Here is a 17,220-nt window from a genome sequence, read left to right as displayed (position 1 = left end):
GTCGCAACGCCACGTTCACCAACCTGTTCACCCCGGGTTCATCTTCTCAACGGGTTCCGTCCACCCCTGGCGCATAACTTCCCCGATGACGCGTTCGGCTGTGCCGAGGCGAACCGAACTGGAGAAAGTGGGATAGGTGAATCTGAACAGCTTTGGCAAGGCGTTCCTCGTGACCGTGTCCGCGACAGCGATCACCGGGTTGACGTTGACCGCCTGCGGTAGCGACAACAACAGCAAGTCGTCGTCCTCGTCGGCCGGTGCATCCGGCTCGTCGGCGTCCTCGGCCGATTGCGGGGGCAAGAACGCGCTGACCGCCGAGGGTTCGACCGCGCAGCAGAATGCGATCGCGGTGTTCAACCAGGTGTGGGGCCAGAAGTGCGCGGGCAAGAACCTGTCGTACAACCCGACCGGTTCCGGTGCGGGCGTCACCCAGTTCATCGCCGGCCAGGTGGATTTCGCCGGCTCGGACTCGGCGCTGTCCAAGGATCAGCCGGACGCCGCCGCCAAGCGCTGCGGCGGAAACCCGGCCTGGAACCTGCCGCTGGTCTTCGGCCCGGTCGCGCTGGCCTACAACGTCCCCGGCGCCGACAAGCTGACCCTGACCAGTGACACCATCGCCAAGATCTTCAGCGGCGGCATCACCAACTGGAACGACCCGGCCATCGCCGCCGAGAACAGCGGCGTGAGCCTGCCGGACCAGAAGATCACCCCGATCTACCGGTCGGATTCCTCGGGCACCACCGACAACTTCCAGAAGTACCTGACTGCCGCCGCTCCGCAGAGCTGGACCAAGGGTGCGGGCAAGGAGTTCCAGGGTGGCGCCGGTGAAGGCGCGCAGAAGTCCGCTGGTGTGGTGCAGGCCATCCAGGCCACCCCGGGCGCGATCGGCTACGTCGAGAAGGGCTTCGCCAGCCAGGCCAACCTGGCCACGGCGTCGATCGACAACGGTGGCGGGGCTGTGGCGCTGAGCGACGATTCCGCGAAGAAGGCCATCGACGCCGCCAAGTTCAAGGCCGAGGGCAACGACCTGGTGCTGGATCTGAACTCGATCTACGCGACCAAGGAGCCCGGCGCCTACCCGCTGATGCTGGCGACCTACGAGATCGTCTGCTCCAAGGGCTACGACGCCGACACCGCCGCCGCGGTCAAGTCGTTCCTGACGGTGGCCGCCAACGACGGCCAGTCCGGTCTCCCGGCTGCGGGCTATGTGCCGCTGCCCGACGCGTTCAAGCAGCGGCTGCTGACCGCCGTCAACGCAATTCAGTAACAAGACTGGCGAGGTAGGTCGATTGCGGTGACGATGGAGAGATCAGTGAGCGATGGGGTGGACGTGAGCGATCACACGGCCGGTCCTGACCCGGTGGATGCCGGGTCAGGTGAGGTTGTGGCGCAGCCCATCCCGGAAAAGCCGGCGCTTCCGACGAATCCGTCGGGGCACAGCAAGGTAAGGCTCGGTGACCGGATCTTCCGAGGACTCTCGGAGGGCTCCGGCATCCTGATCATCACCCTGATCGCCGCAATCGGCTTCTTCCTCGTCTGGCGCGCGGTGCCCGCGCTGTCGCGCAACGAGGTGAACTTCTTCACCTACGGCGGGAACTGGGTCACCACCGACACGGCGCACATGAAGTTCGGCATCCTGGACCTGCTCCAGGTGACGGTGTTCGTGTCGCTGTTCGCGCTGGTTCTCGCCATGCCGGTGGCGTTGGGTATCGCGATCTTCCTGACCCAGTACGCGCCGCGCCGGGTGGCCGGGCCGTTGGGCTACATGGTGGACCTGCTGGCCGCGGTGCCGTCGATCATCTACGGCGTCTGGGGCCTGTACGTCCTGGCGCCGGTGATCAAGCCGCTGGCGTTGTGGCTCAACACGAATCTGGGTTGGTTGTTCCTGTTCTCGACAGGCAATGCATCGGTGGCCGGCGGTGGCACGATCTTCACCGCGGGCATCGTGCTCGCGGTGATGATCCTGCCGATCATCACCGCGGTCGCCCGCGAGGTGTTCGTCCAGACCCCACGCGGCCAGATCGAGGCCGCGCTGGCGCTGGGCGCCACCCGCTGGGAAGTGGTCAGGACCACCGTGCTGCCGTTCGGGTTGTCCGGCTACATCAGCGGGGCGATGCTCGGTCTGGGCCGAGCCCTCGGTGAGACGATCGCGCTGCTGATCATCCTGCGCGGCACGCAGAAGGCGTTCGGCTGGTCGTTGTTCGACGCCGGTTACACCTTCGCCAGCAAGATCGCCTCGGCCGCATCGGAATTCAACGACCAATACAAGGCGGGCGCCTACATCGCGGCGGGTCTGGTGCTGTTCGTGCTGACATTCGTGGTCAACTCGGCGGCCCGCGCCGCGGTGACCGGAAGGGGTGCCCGATGACCGCCGAGACCTTGGACCGACCGGTCAAGGGGCCGACGTTCCAGCCCGTCGGGCTCAAGCGCAAGATCGTCAACAACACCGCGACCGTGCTGGTGTCGCTCTCGGTGCTGATCGCCGTGGTTCCCCTGCTGTGGGTGCTGTATTCGGTGATCACCAAGGGGCTGAGCACCGTGCTGGACAGCACTTGGTGGACCAACTCGCAGGCCGGGATGACGGCCTTCGCGGCCGGCGGCGGCGTGTACCACGCACTGATCGGCACCCTGCTGCAGGGCCTGGTCTGCGCGGTCATCTCCATTCCGATCGGTGTCTTCACCGGTATCTATCTCGTCGAATACGGCGGCGGCACCAAGCTGGGCAAGATCACCACCTTCATGGTCGACATCCTCACCGGTGTGCCCTCGATCGTCGCCGCGCTGTTCATCTACGCGCTGTGGGTCGCCACTCTGGGCTTCCAGCGCTCCGGGTTCGCCGTCTCGCTGGCGCTGGTGTTGCTGATGATCCCGGTCATCGTGCGATCCACCGAGGAGATGCTGCGGATCGTGCCGATGGATCTGCGTGAAGCCAGCTACGCACTGGGCGTTCCGAAGTGGAAAACCATTGCGCTCATTGTCATTCCGACAGCGTTGTCGGGCATCGTCACCGGCATCATGCTGGCCCTGGCCCGCGTGATGGGCGAGACTGCGCCGCTGCTGATCCTGGTCGGCTACTCCCAGGCGATGAACTTCGACATGTTCAACGGGTTCATGGGCTCGCTGCCGGGCATGATGTACGACCAGACCTCGGCCGGTGCCGGCGCCAACCCGGTCCCCACCGACCGGCTGTGGGGCGCGGCACTGACGCTGATCCTGCTCATCGCGGTGCTCAACATCGGCGCCCGCTTCATCGCGAAATTCTTCGCTCCCAAGAAGGTTTAGGAGTCACCATGGCCAAGCGTCTCGACCTCAAAGAGGTCAACATCTACTACGGCTCGTTCCACGCGGTCTCCGACGTGTCGATGTCCGTGCCGCCCCGTAGCGTGACGGCCTTCATCGGCCCGTCGGGCTGTGGCAAGTCCACGGTGCTGCGCACTCTCAACCGCATGCACGAGGTCATCCCCGGCGCCCGCGTCGAGGGGTCGGTGCTGCTCGACGGCGAGGACATCTACGGCTCCGGGGTCGACCCGGTGGGTGTGCGCAAGACCATCGGCATGGTGTTCCAGCGGCCGAACCCGTTCCCCACCATGTCGATTCGCGACAACGTGGTGGCCGGCCTCAAGCTGCAGGGCGTGCGCAACCGCAAGGTTCTCGACGAGACCTGCGAGCGCTCGCTCAAGGGCGCCAACCTCTGGAACGAGGTCAAGGATCGTCTCGACAAGCCCGGTGGCGGCCTGTCCGGCGGCCAGCAGCAGCGGTTGTGTATCGCCCGCGCCATCGCCGTGCAGCCCGACGTGCTGCTGATGGACGAGCCCTGCTCGGCGCTGGATCCGATCTCGACCCTTGCGGTGGAGGATCTGATCTCCGAACTCAAGCAGGACTTCACCATCGTGATCGTCACCCACAACATGCAGCAGGCTGCCCGGGTGAGTGATCAGACCGCGTTCTTCAACCTGGAGGCCACCGGCAAGCCGGGCAAGCTGGTGGAGATCGACGACACCGAAAAGATCTTCTCCAACCCCAGCCAGAAGGCCACCGAGGACTACATCTCCGGCCGCTTCGGATAACGCTCGATACGACAAAGGGGCTGCCACGCTCAGCGTGGCAGCCCCTTTGTCGTAGGTATTCGGTTGTCCCGGTTGAGATCCCGACTCAGTAGGTCGGAATCTCCTCTTCCTCGGGCAGGTGACCGGTCACCTGGAAGATCACCCGGCGGGAGATCTCCACGGCGTGGTCGGCGAAGCGCTCGTAGAACCGGCCCAGCAGGGTGACGTCGACCGCGGCGGCCACACCATGCTTCCACTCGCGGTCCATCATGACGCTGAACAGGTGCCGGTGCAGGTCATCCATCGCATCGTCTTCCTCGCGGATGCGACGCGCCTTCTCCGGATCCCGGGACAGCAGCACCTCGCGGGCGCTGTTCCCCAATTCGACTGCGACCCTTCCCATTTCGGCGAAGTAGCCGTTGACCTCTTCGGGCAGCGCGTGCTGCGGGTGGCGGCGGCGGGCGATCTTGGCAACGTGCAGTGCCAGCGCGCCCATCCGGTCGACGTCGGCAACGATCTGGATGGAGCTGACGATCGCGCGCAGGTCGCCGGCCACCGGCGCCTGCAGGGCCAGCAGCACGAAGGCCGCCTCTTCGGCGCGCGCACTGGCGCTCGAGAGCGCCTCGTGGTCGCCGATCACCTGCTCGGCCAACACCAGGTCGGCCTGCAGCAGGGACTGTGTCGCACGCTCCATCGCCACCCCGGCCATCCGGCACATCTCGGCCAGTTGGTTCGTCAGCGCATCGAGCTGCTCATGATATGCGGTCCGCATTGCTCCACCCTACTTTCTGAAGGTGAGCGGAGTATGCCGCCGGTCGGTGAACGAACGGTGAATGGAAGCAAACCGGGCCGACAGGCTTATTCGCAGGTGACGTCGGCTCCGTTGGTCACCGTGAGGTCTTCGGGCAACGGCGTCGGCGTGCTGCCCGCGGTGTGGCTGACATGCACGCTGACCGCCGAACCGCTCGGCGGTGGCGGGGCGACGCTGCTGAAGTCCGGACCGAGGACCACCTGCACCGTCTGCCCCAGCCCGGACACCCGTTGCATCGCCGCGTTCGGGAACGCTGCGGCCACGGTGGCGGCCGCCTCCTCGTTGCCGGCCGAGAACATCACGGTGGTGCCGCTGACGGTGCCGGTGTAGTCGTCGGGCTCGAGCACGTTGAAGCCGTGCTGCTGCAACGCGGTCGTGGCGGTCGCGCCCAGGCCCTGCTGACCGGTGGAGTTCGAGACCTGGACGGTGACGTCGGCCGGGTTGGTGGTCACCGCGTTGACCAGTTCGGTCTGGGTGGTCCCGTCCGGCTCCTGCGTGGTGGCGCTGGGGGCGGCTTCCTCGGCCTTCTTGGCCGCGGTCATCGGGCTGGTGGTCGCGTTGGTGTCGTTCTCGCCGGGCAGCGGGTCATCGTTGATGATCGCGTCGAACAGCGCCCTGATGTCCTGGGTCCGCGGTTCCTCGTTGCCGTCGGAATCGGTGATGCCGGTCGTCGGGACGGTGACGAAGGTGATCCGGCCGGCGTTGATGCCCTGCAGTGACTGGCCGAGGTCGACCAGGTCCTTGGTCCGTACGTTGTCGACATAGGTGTCGTCGATGAACATGTTGACGACGTTGTTGAGTTTGCTGAGGCTGAACAGCGTGTCCTTGGAGATGATCGAGCGCAGCAGCGAGGACAGGAACAGCTGCTGGCGTTTGATCCGGCCGTAGTCACCGTTGAGTTCGGTGGTGACCTGGCGGGCTCGCACGTAGTTCAGGGCGGTGTGGCCGTCCAGGGTTTGCCGTCCGGCGTTGGCCAGCACCGTGCCCAGCTCGTAGTCCTCCAGCGGTGTGGTGCTGCAGACCTCCACACCCCCGACGGCGTCGACCATCTTGGCGAAGCCGGCGAAGTCCACCGCCATGAACCGGTTGATCGACAGGCCGGACATCTTCTGGATGACCTTGACCAGGCACTTCGGGCCGCCCAGTGCGTAGGCGGAATTGATCTTGGTCTCGGTGTAGCGCCAGTCGTCGCTCCACTCGCCGGTGTTGGCGTCGTACACCGGGCCGTAGGCGCCGGTGTCGGAGTTCCAGGCCTGACACTTCATCGGGGTGATCGCCAGATCACGGGGGAAGGAGACCGCGACCACCCGTTTCCGGTCGGCCGGGATGTTGACCAGCATGATGGTGTCGGAGCGCGCGCCTTCGGCATCGGCGGTGCTGCCCGCCCCCATCTGGCCGTTGGCCCCGGTCCGTGAGTCGACGCCGACGATCAGGAAGTTCTCGTCGCCGTGCTGAGCATTGGGGTCCAGGATGTCCCGCGAGTTCGGGTCCAGTGCCGCCACATTGCGCAGCTGATCGTTCTTGGTGGACTGCCACTGCCAGGCCCCGCCGGTCAGGGCCAGGGCGGATACCGCGAACACGGCGGCCGCCGACCGCCCGGCCAGCAGGACGGGTCTGCGGCGCTTGGTCTTGTTCTTTTCCGCCTTCCTGGCGGTCTTCTTCCGGGGTGTGGCGGGGTCGGGATCGGCGACCAGCGGCCCGCGGGCACGGCTGATGGCTTCCAGGTCGGGCAGCTCAGCGGCGTAGGCGGCCGTGACAACCGGGATCGGTTCGGTCCGGTCCGCCGCATCGTCGGCCGGCTCGACGGGCGCCTGTATCCGGTGCCGGTTGGGCGCAGCCGGTGTGGCAGGGGTCCCGGCGACCTTCGCGATCAGGTCGGCAACCGTGACGCCTTCGGTGTGGTTGCCCGACGGTCGCGGGCGGGAGGCCGGCTCTGGGGCCATCTCTGGGGCACGGTGGGACGCCGCGGCGCGTTCCCAGGGCGCGGGACTGTGTGCGGGCCGCGGTGTTCGGGTGACGCGCTCGCCGCTGACCGGTTCGGTGCCGTCGCGCTGGCCAGGAGTGGCGCTATCGCCGTCACTCATGTTCCAGTCGCCTCCGACTCCGGTGGGTCTTGCGCGTCGTCGCGCGGTACGGCTTGCTTGGCACCTTCGGTGAGGAATGCCGTCCTCTCGCCCCGGATCCGCTCCTGGGGCGGTCTACAACAAGTTCCTCATCGTACTGAGACAAGATGTGTGGCCGCCAGCTCACCGAGATGTCGGGACCGTCTCGAATCAGCCACCCGATCCCATGATCTCGGCGCCTTCGGGCACAGTGCAGTCGTCCGGATCGTCGAGCCAGCCTTCGGGCAGCGACACCGAGGCGGCCGAGCCCTGGCGCCCGCGCGGGCCGGTCGCCGCCGCCGGGAAGGGCACCTCCGGGTCGAGCTGGTCGAGCAGTCCGTCGAGCTCATCGAGGGTCTTGACCAGGGCCAATGCCCGACGCAGGTCGGCGCCCGCTGGGAAGCCGTGCAGATACCAGGCGATGTGCTTGCGCATGTCCCGCATGCCCTTGTCCTCGCCGAAGTGCTCGGCCAGGAGCCCGCCGTGGCGGCGCATGATGTCGGCGACCTCACCGAGGGTGGGTGGCGTCGGTGCAGGTGAGCCGGTGAAGGCCGCCGAGAGCTCGGCGAACAGCCAGGGCCGGCCCAGGCAGCCGCGTCCGATGACGACCCCGTCGCATCCGGTGGCAGCCATCATGGCCAGGGCGTCGTTGGCTTCGAAGATATCGCCGTTACCCAGAACCGGGATGGAGGTCACCGCCTCCTTGAGCTTTCCGATCTCGTCCCAGTCGGCGGTGCCGGAGTACCGCTGAGCTGCGGTGCGGGCGTGCAGCGCCACCGCTGCCGCGCCTTCCTGCTCGGCGATGCGGCCGGCGTCGAGATGGGTGCGGTGGGCGTCGTCGACGCCGATGCGGAACTTCACCGTCACCGGGACCGAGGTGCCCTCGGTGGCGCGCACGGCAGCCGCGACGATCTGGCCGAACAGGCGTCGCTTGTAGGGCAGCGCCGCCCCGCCACCGCGGCGTGTGACTTTGGGCACAGGACAGCCGAAGTTCATGTCGATGTGGTCGGCGAGGTTCTCCTCGACGACCATCTTGGCCGCCTCATAGGTGGTGGCCGGGTCGACGGTGTAGAGCTGCAGCGAGCGCGGGGACTCCTGCGGGGCGAATGTCGTCATGTGCATCGTCACGGGATGTCGTTCGACGAGGGCGCGGGCGGTGACCATCTCGCAGACGTAGAGGCCTGAAACGGTTCCGACCTTGGCCTCTTCGAGTTCCCGGCACAGGGTGCGGAACGCGACGTTGGTGACGCCGGCCATCGGCGCCAAGACAACCGGGCTGCGGAGGGCGAAGGGCCCGATCCGCAGCCCGGTGGTGGCTGGTGAGGTGTCGACTATGTCGAAGCTCCCGCGAGTGCCTTGGCGGCCCGCTTCTCGGCCAGCTTCGCGTCGCGTTCCAGCTTGCGCGCCTTGGCCTCTTCGAACTTGTCGCAGGTCTCCTCGAGCTCCTTGATCAGATTGCCCAGGTCGTCGCGCAGCCGGGCGGCCTCGCCGGTGAAGTCCTCACGCTCGAAGATGCGCCACTTCTTCAGCACCGGCATCACGACATCGTCGAGGTGGATGCGCGGGTCGTAGACGCCGCCCATGGCGATGATGACGGCCTTACGGCGGAAGTCCGGCACGGTGTATCCGGGCATCTTGAAGTTGCGCAGCACCCGGTGCAGCGACGTCATGGCCTGGTTGGGGGCGACATCGAACCCGGCTTCGCTGATGTCCCGGTAGAAGATCATGTGCAGGTTCTCGTCATTGGAGATCCGCGCCAGCAGCTGCTCGGCGACCGGCTCCTGGCAGGCCTTACCGGTGTTGCGGTGCGAGACGCGGGTGGCCAGTTCCTGGAAGCTGACGTACATCACCGAGTCGAACAGGCTCTCGGCGAACAGGTCGCCCTGCTGATTCTGGCCGGGGGAGAAGCCGCGGGTCATCTGCTCGACGCGCAGTTCCTCGAGTTCGACGGGATCGCAGTTGCGGGTGACGACGAGGTAGTCACGGATCGAGATGCCGTGCCGGTTCTCCTCGGCGGTCCACCGGTTGACCCAGTAGCCCCACGGGCCGTCGGTGGAGAAGTTCATCGCGATCTCGCGGTGGTAGGCGGGCAGGTTGTCCTCGGTCAGCAGGTTCTGCACCATCGCGGTACGGGCCACCTCGGAGAGCTGGGCCTGGTCGGGATGCCAGTCCTGGCCGCCGAGAGCGTAGTAGTTCTTGCCCTCCGACCATGGGATGTAGTCGTGCGGGTTCCAGTCTTTGAACATCGACAGGTGCCGGTTGATCAGCTTCTCCGCCACCGGTTCGAGCTGACGCAAAAGTTCGAGGTCGGTCAGGTCTTTCGACATGAACCCTCCAGTTATCTGTTTCCAGTAGTTGCACCAATATATCTGTGTATCCCGGTGACATTCAAGTTGCCGCCCCGGGCGAGTCGGGTGGCCGCGGCCGCTCGCCGCGGTCCACGGTGGGCGACGCGCGGCGCACAAATTGCTGGTCGGTGCCCCTGCGCGGACGGGCGCGGTGGAGTACTCTTCCGATTCTGAAGCCACAAGCGTTTCTCCAGTAAACGCGCAGGAAATGCCCAACTCGGAGGTTGCAGACGTGAAGAAGCCCCTTGTCCTCGGCATGGGAGCCGTTGGTGTTGCGGCAGCATCGTTCGCGGTCTTCGGTTCGGGTGTGGCCTCGGCGGTCAACGAATACGCCGGGCAGACCTACGCCGACGCGGCCCAGGCCATCAGCAATGCGGGCCAGTCCCCGGTGATCGCGACCCGGGTGGGCAGCTTCCTGCCGACCGATCAGTGCACGGTCACCGGTTCGCGCAGCGCCAACTTCCTCGATTCCAGCGGTTCCAGCACTGGTAGCAATGTGCTGCTCTACCTGAACTGCAACAACAGCTTCGCCGCAGCCGGTGTGCCGGGTAACTCGATCGGCAGCCCGGAGGGGCGCCAGGCCCGGTCGGCGTACGAGGAGAAGCTGGCCGAGCAGCAAGCGCAGGCTCAGCAGTCGTCGTCCAGTGAGCTTCTGCAGGACGGCCAGGTCCCGGGTGAGGCCGGGCAGGTCGCCGGCGGCTAACCCGCCGCTCGGCTGAGCAGCAGGTCTACGCAGTAGTCGATGAACTGCTCGCGCGAGGCTGCCAGCCGGCCGTCCAGGTAGGCGGTGAACAATGCCGTCAGCGCCCCGATCAAACCGGTGGCGACCATGTTCTGCATCGTCGGGTCGGCGATCTCGGTGAGCTTGCCCTGCAGCAGCTTGATGAAGCTCGGCATCCACTCCGCTCCGGAGTGGATCAGCACGGGCTCGACCTCCGGCGCCAGTAGCAGGACCCGCCCGCGCACCGGATCGTCGACCATCAGCGCGACGAACCGCTCGACGGCTTCGCGGGGTGTGCTCGCCGTCATCAGGGTGGCCATCGCGCGATTACAGACGTCGTCGTAGACGGCGCGGACGAAATCGTCGCGGTCGCTGAAGCTTTCGTAGAAGTAACGCTCGGTCAGCCCGGACGTGCGGCAGACGGCGCGCACGGTCAGTGCGGGCCCCGCGGCATCGCCCAGCAGTGTCAGGCCCGCGGCGAGCAGTTCGTCGCGGCGCAGCGTCTGGCGATCCTGCAGCGGCACGCCCGACCAGCGGCCCCGTCGTTGACCCGACGTCACATGGCTCCTAAGCTCGTGATGACAACGCACGTAGTCAGAATGTGAAGGTCATCAGTTGAGCCAAGATACGTCCGAGGCGCACCCGGACACCACCGACGGCGCTGCCCTCGGGCCGGGCTGCCCGGTGAGCGCGGGTGGTTACGACATGCTGCCTGATGTCCTTGGTCCCGACTCGCTGACCTGGAAGTACTTCGGCGACTGGCGCGGGCTCCTGCAAGGCCCCTGGGCGGGTTCGATGCAGAACATGCATCCCCAACTCGGGGCGGCGGTTCAGGAACACTCGATCTTCTTCCGGGAGCGGCTGCCACGGCTGCTGCGCTCGCTGTATCCGATCGGTGGCGTGGTGTTCGACGGCGACCGTGCCCCGGTCACCGGCGCCGAGGTCCGCGACTACCACATCCCGATCAAGGGCGTCGACGAGCAGGGGCGTCGTTACAGCGCGCTGAATCCCGATGTCTTCTACTGGGCGCACGCGACATTCTTCATGGGCACCATCCTGACCGCCGAGCACTTCGGCGACGGGCTGACCGAAGCCCAGAAGCGCCAGCTCTTCGACGAACACGTCACCTGGTACCGGATGTACGGCATGAGCATGCGGCCGGTGCCGAAGACCTGGGAGGACTTCCAGGCCTACTGGGACCACATGTGCCGCGAGGTGCTGGAGAACAACTGGGCCACCCGCGAGGTTCTTGACCTGTCCACGATGCCCAAACACCCGTCACTGGAATGGATTCCGGACCCGCTGTGGTCGGCGTACCTGAAGGTGATGGGGCCTCTCGCGGTGTGGCTGACGGTCGGGCTCTATGACGAGCCGGTGCGGGAGCTGATGGGCTACCCCTGGTCGCGGCGCGACGAGCGATTGCACTGGCTGTTCGGCCGCGCGGTGAACCTGGCCTTCAAACTGGTACCGCCCCGGCGCCGGATGCATCCGCGAGCACGTGCGGGCTGGGATCGTGCGACCGGGCGCAGTCCCGCCGACGCCCCGCTGGTGCATACGCCAACCCGGAACCTGCCACCGGTGGATCACCGGGACAACGGGATCCACTACCTCGGGGCGACCTGCCCGGTCCAGACGGCGCCGTCGAAGTAGCGCCACTGCCGACGTTGGCCCGGGTCGGGAAACCAGCCGGGCACGACCGGCGGGAACTGCCCGTAGCCGCCGCGCGGGTCGCCGGCGAGGTGCAGGGTGTGTTCGTAGTCGGCACGGGCGCGTAGTGCGGCCCTGCGACGCGCGGCCGCGCGCAGCGCCCGCCGGGTGGTGACCGCGGCGACGACGGCTGCAATCGCCGTGGCGGTCAGGTACCACCCGTTAGCGACGGCGAAGCAGAGCAGGCCCACGATCGCCAGGGTCAGCATCGGGTGACGCCGCCAGTACGGCGCGGAGCTACGGGGATCGTCCATCGCCGATGATTTTAGGCGGTTGGTGTCAGCGGCTCTGGCCGGTTGTGAAGGCCGAACACCAGATCGCGTAGGTGGCCGCAGTGGCGATGTCGTCGATCGCTTCCTCGTCGCCGCCGAGCTTGCGGACCGTGTCGGCGATGGCGTACCGCACGACATCGGTCGAGGTGACCCACGGGCTGCTCATAGGGCTCTCCTGAACCGGTCCCGACCTGAATTGTGAGCTTACTTACCCGTTGCTGAAATACCTCACACATCCGAGATGCGAAATGTCATTTTTTGGCTGCGAGCGCCAGTCAAAATTGACGCGCGCGTATCTCGCAAACCCGTTAGAGTGCTGGCGCCCTTGGTCTTTGGTGTCGATCTTTGACGATGGGAAAGATTTGTCGCGCGGTGAAGTGGCGCGGTATCCACGTGCTGTCCACCAATCTCATTTCCGACGAGAATTTTGCTGAAGACAACGATCGGTGATGGGTCGGGCGGATCGGATGCGGAATTCGCCGTGCGGTGCGGCTGGGAACAGTGCCACGCCGGCCCGCGACTGTGGACGGCGATGGAGCTGGTGCCCCCACCAGGGGTCGAACCTGGGACCTGCGGATTAAAAGTCCTTCCAATGGGCTCTTTTTTCTTACCCGGTTAGGTGCGGCGGCATGAGCCGCGACGCGGCCGTGGTTAACTACGGCCGTTACCCGCCAGAAGGGGAGAAGCTTGCGGGCGCAACGAGTGAGCGTCAGCATCGTCACAAATTAGTTAACACGTCAAATAATTGCCAGGAACGTCTCAGCAATACCGCAATATTGCCTGCCATGACGACGCACACAACCGGATTGGCTGATTGGGAGGTTTGGCAAGTCGCGCAACGACTCTCACGCCGGACCATCGACGAACGGTTGCGGGTCATCCGGCAGTGCCACATCGACACCGGTGTGCAACCGATCAGTATCGACGCTCCGGGTGTCGTCCGATGGATCGCCGACCACGAATACCAGTGGGGTGACTCCACCGTCTGTACCTACACCAGCTACCTCTCCGCCTGGTTCAAATGGCTGCAGGTGACCGACCGCCGCGCCGACAACCCCATGATCAAGGTCGGCACCCCGCGCACACCCGACCGGGAGCCCCGACCGATCACTGACGCTGAAGTGGTGAAACTCCTGCAGACTCGCATGTGGACTTCAACACGGCGCATGATCCTGCTCGCCCTTCTGGCCGGGCTGGAACCGTGCATTTCCCAGCGTCTAGCGTGGTGAATCCGCCGATCGGCCCGCCCGCGACTCGTGCGTGGCGCTGAGAGTGTTTGTGGTTGAGCAGTTCTGGCGACCCGCCGGAATATCTGGCTGAATCGCTGCACCCCAGGCCGGCGTTGTGCTGCCAAAATTCTGGGGGATTTGCGTCTACCGGGCTATGGGCACACGTGTAGCGCGCCCCCCTAGTTTGCACGAAATTCTGGCTGCGTCAAGAGTGGTTCGGTCAACGCGGCGTGTCGGAGATCTTGTGTCTTGGTCCCAGGCAAACCTACCTAGGGCGAACCCGCACCCAATCCGTGCGAGATCGATTTTGCCCGCGCACGGCGGCGTGGTTGATCCTCCGCCGATGCTGGCATTGCATCATGCAGCAGACCCAGTGGATGGACCGGCGGCGTCTGTCGATATTCGCGATGTAATCCGGTCCAAGTTCAACACCTTCACAGTGAACCGCCAGCGAGCGCTAGTATTCGGCGATGATAGAGCGATGAAACCTTCGCTACCCTACTCATTTGAAGCCCCTGACAGGACAAACCGTGATTTGTCGCTTTGCCATCATCACCGCACTGGTCACCGTCGGCTTTCTGGTCACACCAGCGGCTCATGCGACCCCGGTCGTCGCAGCACCGCAATGCCCACCGGGTTCGTACGTCAATCCCGACGATTTGAGTGCGTGCCTACCAAACACGCCCGGCAATGACTACGTCGCATTATCGGCCTCTGCTAGTGCTCAAGAACTTTACTGGGGCAGAGGATCCAGCCCGCAAGAAGCCAGCCGTATCTCGATAGCCCAATGCATCGCGGCGACCAACTCGGCTTGCGAAACCATCGCCCAAACCCAAAATGGCTGTATCGCACTTGCATACGACGACGATCCCATGACCCAAGCAGGGATCGGGCCCACACCGGAAGCCGCTTCAGCAGATGCATTGAGTCGCCTAAACCATAATGGAGAAGGGCATATTTGGGCCTACTATTGCTCCGCGCCCTAGCGCCGCTAGCGGGAGGTCGAGTGATTGGCAGAGGCCAACGAACTTGTTCGGTGCCCAGAAGTAACCGCATTGTTGAAGCGGTGGCGATCGGATGAGTTCTGACGGAGGTCTCTCGCGCGGCGCGCTTATCCGCCAGCACGGGGAAAGTCGTCCCACCTTGCTGCAGTCGAATGTGGTGCCGTAGCCTCCCCGCTCACAGGTAATTGTCAGCGGCATGTCTGGGACGGGGTATGGGAATGCGTATAGGCGCGTTTTGGTGCGGTATCGGGGCCACGGCAGTGAGCTTGGTCGGTTGCGGGACGACAACCGAGCAACATCCTGCGACGGTGTCGACGGTCACGGTTACGTCCAGCAGTCCGTCGGCCACCGATGCGGCGACCGCCGCGCCGACGTCCACAACACGACCCGGCGACATCACCGACCAAGACCGGGTGTTCCTAGCCCAGCTGCAGTCGTCGTCACAATGGTCATTCTTTTCCACCGTGGAGCGCGGCAGCCTGTTCGACTCGGCACACATGGCGTGCAACAGGTTCGATACCGTCGGCAAGGTTGGCACCTTGCAATGGATGCTCGATGCTGGCTTCAACATTGATCAGGCGACCCCTTTTTTGGTCGCCGCGGCAATGGCCTACTGCCCGAATAATCTATCTGGCGTCCAGTAGTTCGGCCCCAAATGGTCTAAACTCGCCCCCTCCCGAAGGCTCGCGGGCGATCTCGACTCGTGTGCGGGTTTTACCCCATACTGTCGCGCTTGGCGTGAACGTACGCGTCGTACAAGATGTTGCTACGCCACCAGAACCTGCCGACAACCGGGATTCGCACGCGTGCCTCGGGATCGGCGCCGCGGTCCTCTTCGAATTGCTGGACCCCTTCGGAGCCGAGCTGCTGGTTCCCGTAACGCCGCATAATGGCATAAGCTCTCAGGCCATGAACAGGATTGCCGCAGCAAAGTTTGGTGCACTGGCGGCGGTCGTGACGATCTGGAGCGTCGCGCCCACGTTCGCGCGCGCCAGCCCTGAAGACCCCTACGGCGAAGATTGGGTGGCCCTAGTCGTCGCCCCTTTCGCGCCCGAGCCTTCCATAAAATACGGCATGGCGGGGACCCAGGATGAAGCTGTGCGGATCGCCATGGATCTTTGCAATAGAGAAAACGCGGGTAAGTATCCGTGCTATGTGGGATCAACGACCGAATATGGTTGTGCTGCCGTCGCGATCAACCAGCGTACTGGGGGATTCACTGGCGGCCGCGGACCAGACGAAGCGAGCGCTCTTCAGGATGCGGCCAACCAGACGGCCAGCGATGCGGACCCCACAGGTTTCAAATCGGGCGCGGTCAGGTGTTCCAATCCGGTGACGCCGCCGTAGTGCCCCTCACCCGGTCTTCACAGGCCGAGGAGGAACCTGATCCCACGAAATCGGCTTCCTCGCCGGTCGCCGAAGAGATGCGAGTCTTAGCCTGATGGCGAGGCGGGCAATTCAGGCTGTGTCAATAGCGGCTCGGTCATCGGCGACGTGCCGGGAGCTTACCGCCGATATGGCTCTACTCGAGGACGCCGGCCGGGAGCGGGAGGCCCAGTTGCTGGCAGAGGTCGATGTACTTATCGGGTGCCCAGAAGTAGCCGCATTGTTGGCAGGTGCAGCCGTATTCGGCGATCACTTGAAGCGCTGGTGATCGGATGAGTTCTCCTGCGCTGTCTCGTTTTTGGGCGGTGGCTGCACCACAGCACGGGCAGGCCGCGGAGATGTATTGGACGTGGCCGTGATTGAGCAGGATGTCGATGTCATCAGCCCAGGCATTGATGATGCCGGCCTTGCGGCGGACTTCGGCGGTGTCTTCGACGGTCCATGTCTTGGCCGACAGTGTGCGAAGTTTGACGACGGTGGTGCCGGCGGATCGACACCAGACCGTGATCATGAGATCGATGTTGTGGAGCTGGACGGCCGCGTCGGTCCAGAACGGCGGGCGCGATTTCGATCCTCGGCCGCTACCAGTGTTGCTCTGTTGACCGAGTTCGACGGCGTCCTTGAGTTGGGTGTAGAGCCCGGGGGCCTCAATGTAGGCGTTGTTCTGGTAGCCCGTGGTCGGTGTGATGAGCCGGTCGATAGCGCTGCGGAGCCTGTGGACGGCGGCGGTGAGGTTGGGGCGTCGTCCCGGCGTCGTGGCAGTCATCTTCCCTCACATGGTGATTGGGCTCGAGTCTCGGCAATATCCTGACGGTCAGCCATCAGCAGCTACCACTAGCGATAGCCCGTGATCGCAAGGCCTGAGAGTTTCGTTGCCGGCGTAGTCCACACCGCTGATTCGTCCAAAGTCGTCACAGCCCAGCGGGCAGTTGTCGATGAGTCGCTGCCGCCGACGCCGTTCGAAATCGTTGGCAGCGGCCAGAGCGTCGTTGTGCTCGAGGCGATGTGTTTGCCACGCGTCGAAAGCTGTTCGGGCATTGGCGCAGTCGGAGCATTTGTGCCTGGTCCCGTACGGATGGTTGTCGCAGAATCGTGATGGCGGCCCGTCGATGTGTGCGTCCGCGTGGGCCCGTGGTGACGTACCCGAGTTGGGTGACACACCAGTATTTTTGGTGAATGACTCTGGTGGGAGGAACGGCTGTTCCGGTGATGGTGACTTGTACGTTCCGGCGGTGGAGTTGTTCACAGGATGCGTCGTTCCGGTGATGGGGTTGCCAACAGGAACAGCCGTTCCGGTGAACAAAGTGGGTACGACGATGCGATAGACAGCTGCTCGGGCGGCTCGCGGGTTTGCTGGTGCGGTTTGCTGAATGAGTCCGATCGTGCGGCCGCGCTCCAGCGCGCTGCGGACGGCGCGTGTTGTGATGCAGCAAATTTCGGCCAGGTTCGCTTCCCCCGGGTGGGCGTTCGAACCGTCGCGGTAGTCAGAGAAGGTCTCCAGAGCCAGCACAACGGCTTTCTGTGCGGCGGTGAGGTCCTCACAACCGATGACCCGACGCACCCACTGTCGGCGCTGCTCGGGCGTGATAGTCAT

At 64.9% G+C, this 17,220-nt stretch carries 19 protein-coding genes; 10 read left to right on the top strand and 9 right to left on the bottom strand.

Annotation, left to right across the window (positions count from 1 at the left end; genetic code table 11):
- Positions 1–136: 136 nt before the first annotated feature.
- The 4 genes from pstS to pstB are packed head-to-tail and all read left to right on the top strand — an operon-like array spanning position 137 to position 4,067.
- Positions 137–1,267, top strand: a complete 1,131-nt coding sequence (gene pstS, locus G6N35_RS15430) for a phosphate ABC transporter substrate-binding protein PstS (RefSeq protein ID WP_163805041.1) — start codon at positions 137–139, stop codon at positions 1,265–1,267.
- Between the two features lie 45 nt (positions 1,268–1,312).
- A complete protein-coding gene (pstC, locus tag G6N35_RS15425; RefSeq protein ID WP_246224323.1) occupies positions 1,313–2,368 on the top strand; it encodes a phosphate ABC transporter permease subunit PstC in 1,056 nt (351 codons plus the stop codon).
- Entirely contained in the window at positions 2,365–3,282 is a 918-nt protein-coding gene (gene pstA / locus G6N35_RS15420) for a phosphate ABC transporter permease PstA (RefSeq protein ID WP_163805039.1), read from the top strand. Before pstC ends, pstA begins: the two co-directional genes overlap by 4 nt.
- An 8-nt stretch (positions 3,283–3,290) precedes the next feature.
- Entirely contained in the window at positions 3,291–4,067 is a 777-nt protein-coding gene (gene pstB, locus G6N35_RS15415; RefSeq protein WP_163805038.1) for a phosphate ABC transporter ATP-binding protein PstB, read from the top strand.
- Between the two features lie 85 nt (positions 4,068–4,152).
- Here pstB and phoU read toward each other — a convergent pair whose 3' ends face one another.
- From phoU to G6N35_RS15395, 4 genes are all read right to left on the bottom strand, one after another.
- Entirely contained in the window at positions 4,153–4,818 is a 666-nt protein-coding gene (phoU, locus tag G6N35_RS15410) for a phosphate signaling complex protein PhoU (RefSeq protein WP_163805037.1), read from the bottom strand.
- A gap of 86 nt (positions 4,819–4,904) precedes the next feature.
- Positions 4,905–6,941, bottom strand: coding sequence for an LCP family protein (locus tag G6N35_RS15405; RefSeq protein WP_163805036.1), 2,037 nt, complete (start codon positions 6,939–6,941; stop codon positions 4,905–4,907).
- Positions 6,942–7,130: 189 nt separating this feature from the next.
- Entirely contained in the window at positions 7,131–8,294 is a 1,164-nt protein-coding gene (gene dusB, locus G6N35_RS15400) for a tRNA dihydrouridine synthase DusB (protein WP_281357072.1), read from the bottom strand.
- Positions 8,291–9,286: an acyl-ACP desaturase gene (locus G6N35_RS15395; RefSeq protein WP_163805035.1), complete on the bottom strand. Its 996-nt coding sequence runs from the start codon at positions 9,284–9,286 to the stop codon at positions 8,291–8,293. The genes dusB and G6N35_RS15395 overlap by 4 nt, the downstream gene beginning before the upstream one ends.
- A gap of 253 nt (positions 9,287–9,539) precedes the next feature.
- Between G6N35_RS15395 and G6N35_RS15390 the strand changes: the two genes are divergently transcribed.
- On the top strand, positions 9,540–10,010 hold the full coding sequence (locus tag G6N35_RS15390; RefSeq protein ID WP_163805034.1) for a hypothetical protein: 471 nt from the start codon (positions 9,540–9,542) through the stop codon (positions 10,008–10,010).
- Here the strand turns inward: G6N35_RS15390 and G6N35_RS15385 are convergent.
- Positions 10,007–10,588 carry a TetR/AcrR family transcriptional regulator gene (locus tag G6N35_RS15385; protein ID WP_163805033.1) on the bottom strand — a complete coding sequence of 194 codons (582 nt, stop codon included), beginning with the start codon at positions 10,586–10,588 and terminating at the stop codon, positions 10,007–10,009. The genes G6N35_RS15390 and G6N35_RS15385 overlap by 4 nt on opposite strands.
- A 55-nt stretch (positions 10,589–10,643) precedes the next feature.
- Here G6N35_RS15385 and G6N35_RS15380 point away from each other — a divergent pair, with 55 nt between their 5' ends.
- Complete coding sequence (locus G6N35_RS15380) at positions 10,644–11,678, top strand: oxygenase MpaB family protein (protein WP_163805032.1); 1,035 nt, start codon at positions 10,644–10,646, stop codon at positions 11,676–11,678.
- Here G6N35_RS15380 and G6N35_RS15375 read toward each other — a convergent pair.
- Both G6N35_RS15375 and G6N35_RS26920 read right to left on the bottom strand, forming a co-directional pair.
- Positions 11,633–11,989, bottom strand: coding sequence for a DUF2510 domain-containing protein (locus tag G6N35_RS15375; protein WP_163805031.1), 357 nt, complete (start codon positions 11,987–11,989; stop codon positions 11,633–11,635). The two genes, G6N35_RS15380 and G6N35_RS15375, sit on opposite strands and share 46 nt — an antisense overlap.
- A 25-nt stretch (positions 11,990–12,014) precedes the next feature.
- Positions 12,015–12,173, bottom strand: a complete 159-nt coding sequence (locus tag G6N35_RS26920) for a hypothetical protein (RefSeq protein WP_170313131.1) — start codon at positions 12,171–12,173, stop codon at positions 12,015–12,017.
- 463 nt (positions 12,174–12,636) lie between these two features.
- Between G6N35_RS26920 and G6N35_RS15370 the strand changes: the two genes are divergently transcribed.
- The 4 genes from G6N35_RS15370 (at position 12,637) to G6N35_RS15355 (ending at position 15,587) form a co-directional block, all read left to right on the top strand.
- Entirely contained in the window at positions 12,637–13,236 is a 600-nt protein-coding gene (locus G6N35_RS15370) for a site-specific integrase (protein ID WP_179967365.1), read from the top strand.
- 506 nt (positions 13,237–13,742) lie between these two features.
- Entirely contained in the window at positions 13,743–14,222 is a 480-nt protein-coding gene (locus G6N35_RS15365) for a DUF4189 domain-containing protein (RefSeq protein ID WP_163805030.1), read from the top strand.
- A 326-nt stretch (positions 14,223–14,548) separates the two neighbouring features.
- Positions 14,549–14,884, top strand: a complete 336-nt coding sequence (locus G6N35_RS15360) for a DUF732 domain-containing protein (protein ID WP_163805029.1) — start codon at positions 14,549–14,551, stop codon at positions 14,882–14,884.
- Between the two features lie 94 nt (positions 14,885–14,978).
- Positions 14,979–15,587, top strand: a complete 609-nt coding sequence (locus tag G6N35_RS15355) for a DUF4189 domain-containing protein (RefSeq protein ID WP_163805028.1) — start codon at positions 14,979–14,981, stop codon at positions 15,585–15,587.
- A 175-nt stretch (positions 15,588–15,762) separates the two neighbouring features.
- Here G6N35_RS15355 and G6N35_RS15350 read toward each other — a convergent pair whose 3' ends face one another.
- Positions 15,763–16,392, bottom strand: coding sequence for a DUF7341 domain-containing protein (locus G6N35_RS15350; protein WP_163805027.1), 630 nt, complete (start codon positions 16,390–16,392; stop codon positions 15,763–15,765).
- Positions 16,393–16,440: 48 nt separating this feature from the next.
- Complete coding sequence (locus tag G6N35_RS15345) at positions 16,441–17,220, bottom strand: hypothetical protein (protein WP_163805026.1); 780 nt, start codon at positions 17,218–17,220, stop codon at positions 16,441–16,443.

Source organism: Mycolicibacterium anyangense (genome assembly GCF_010731855.1).
In the GTDB taxonomy this organism is placed as follows: domain Bacteria; phylum Actinomycetota; class Actinomycetes; order Mycobacteriales; family Mycobacteriaceae; genus Mycobacterium; species Mycobacterium anyangense.
The sequence above is the reverse complement of the archived record's forward strand: the minus strand, read 5'-3'. Positions and strand labels throughout refer to the sequence as shown.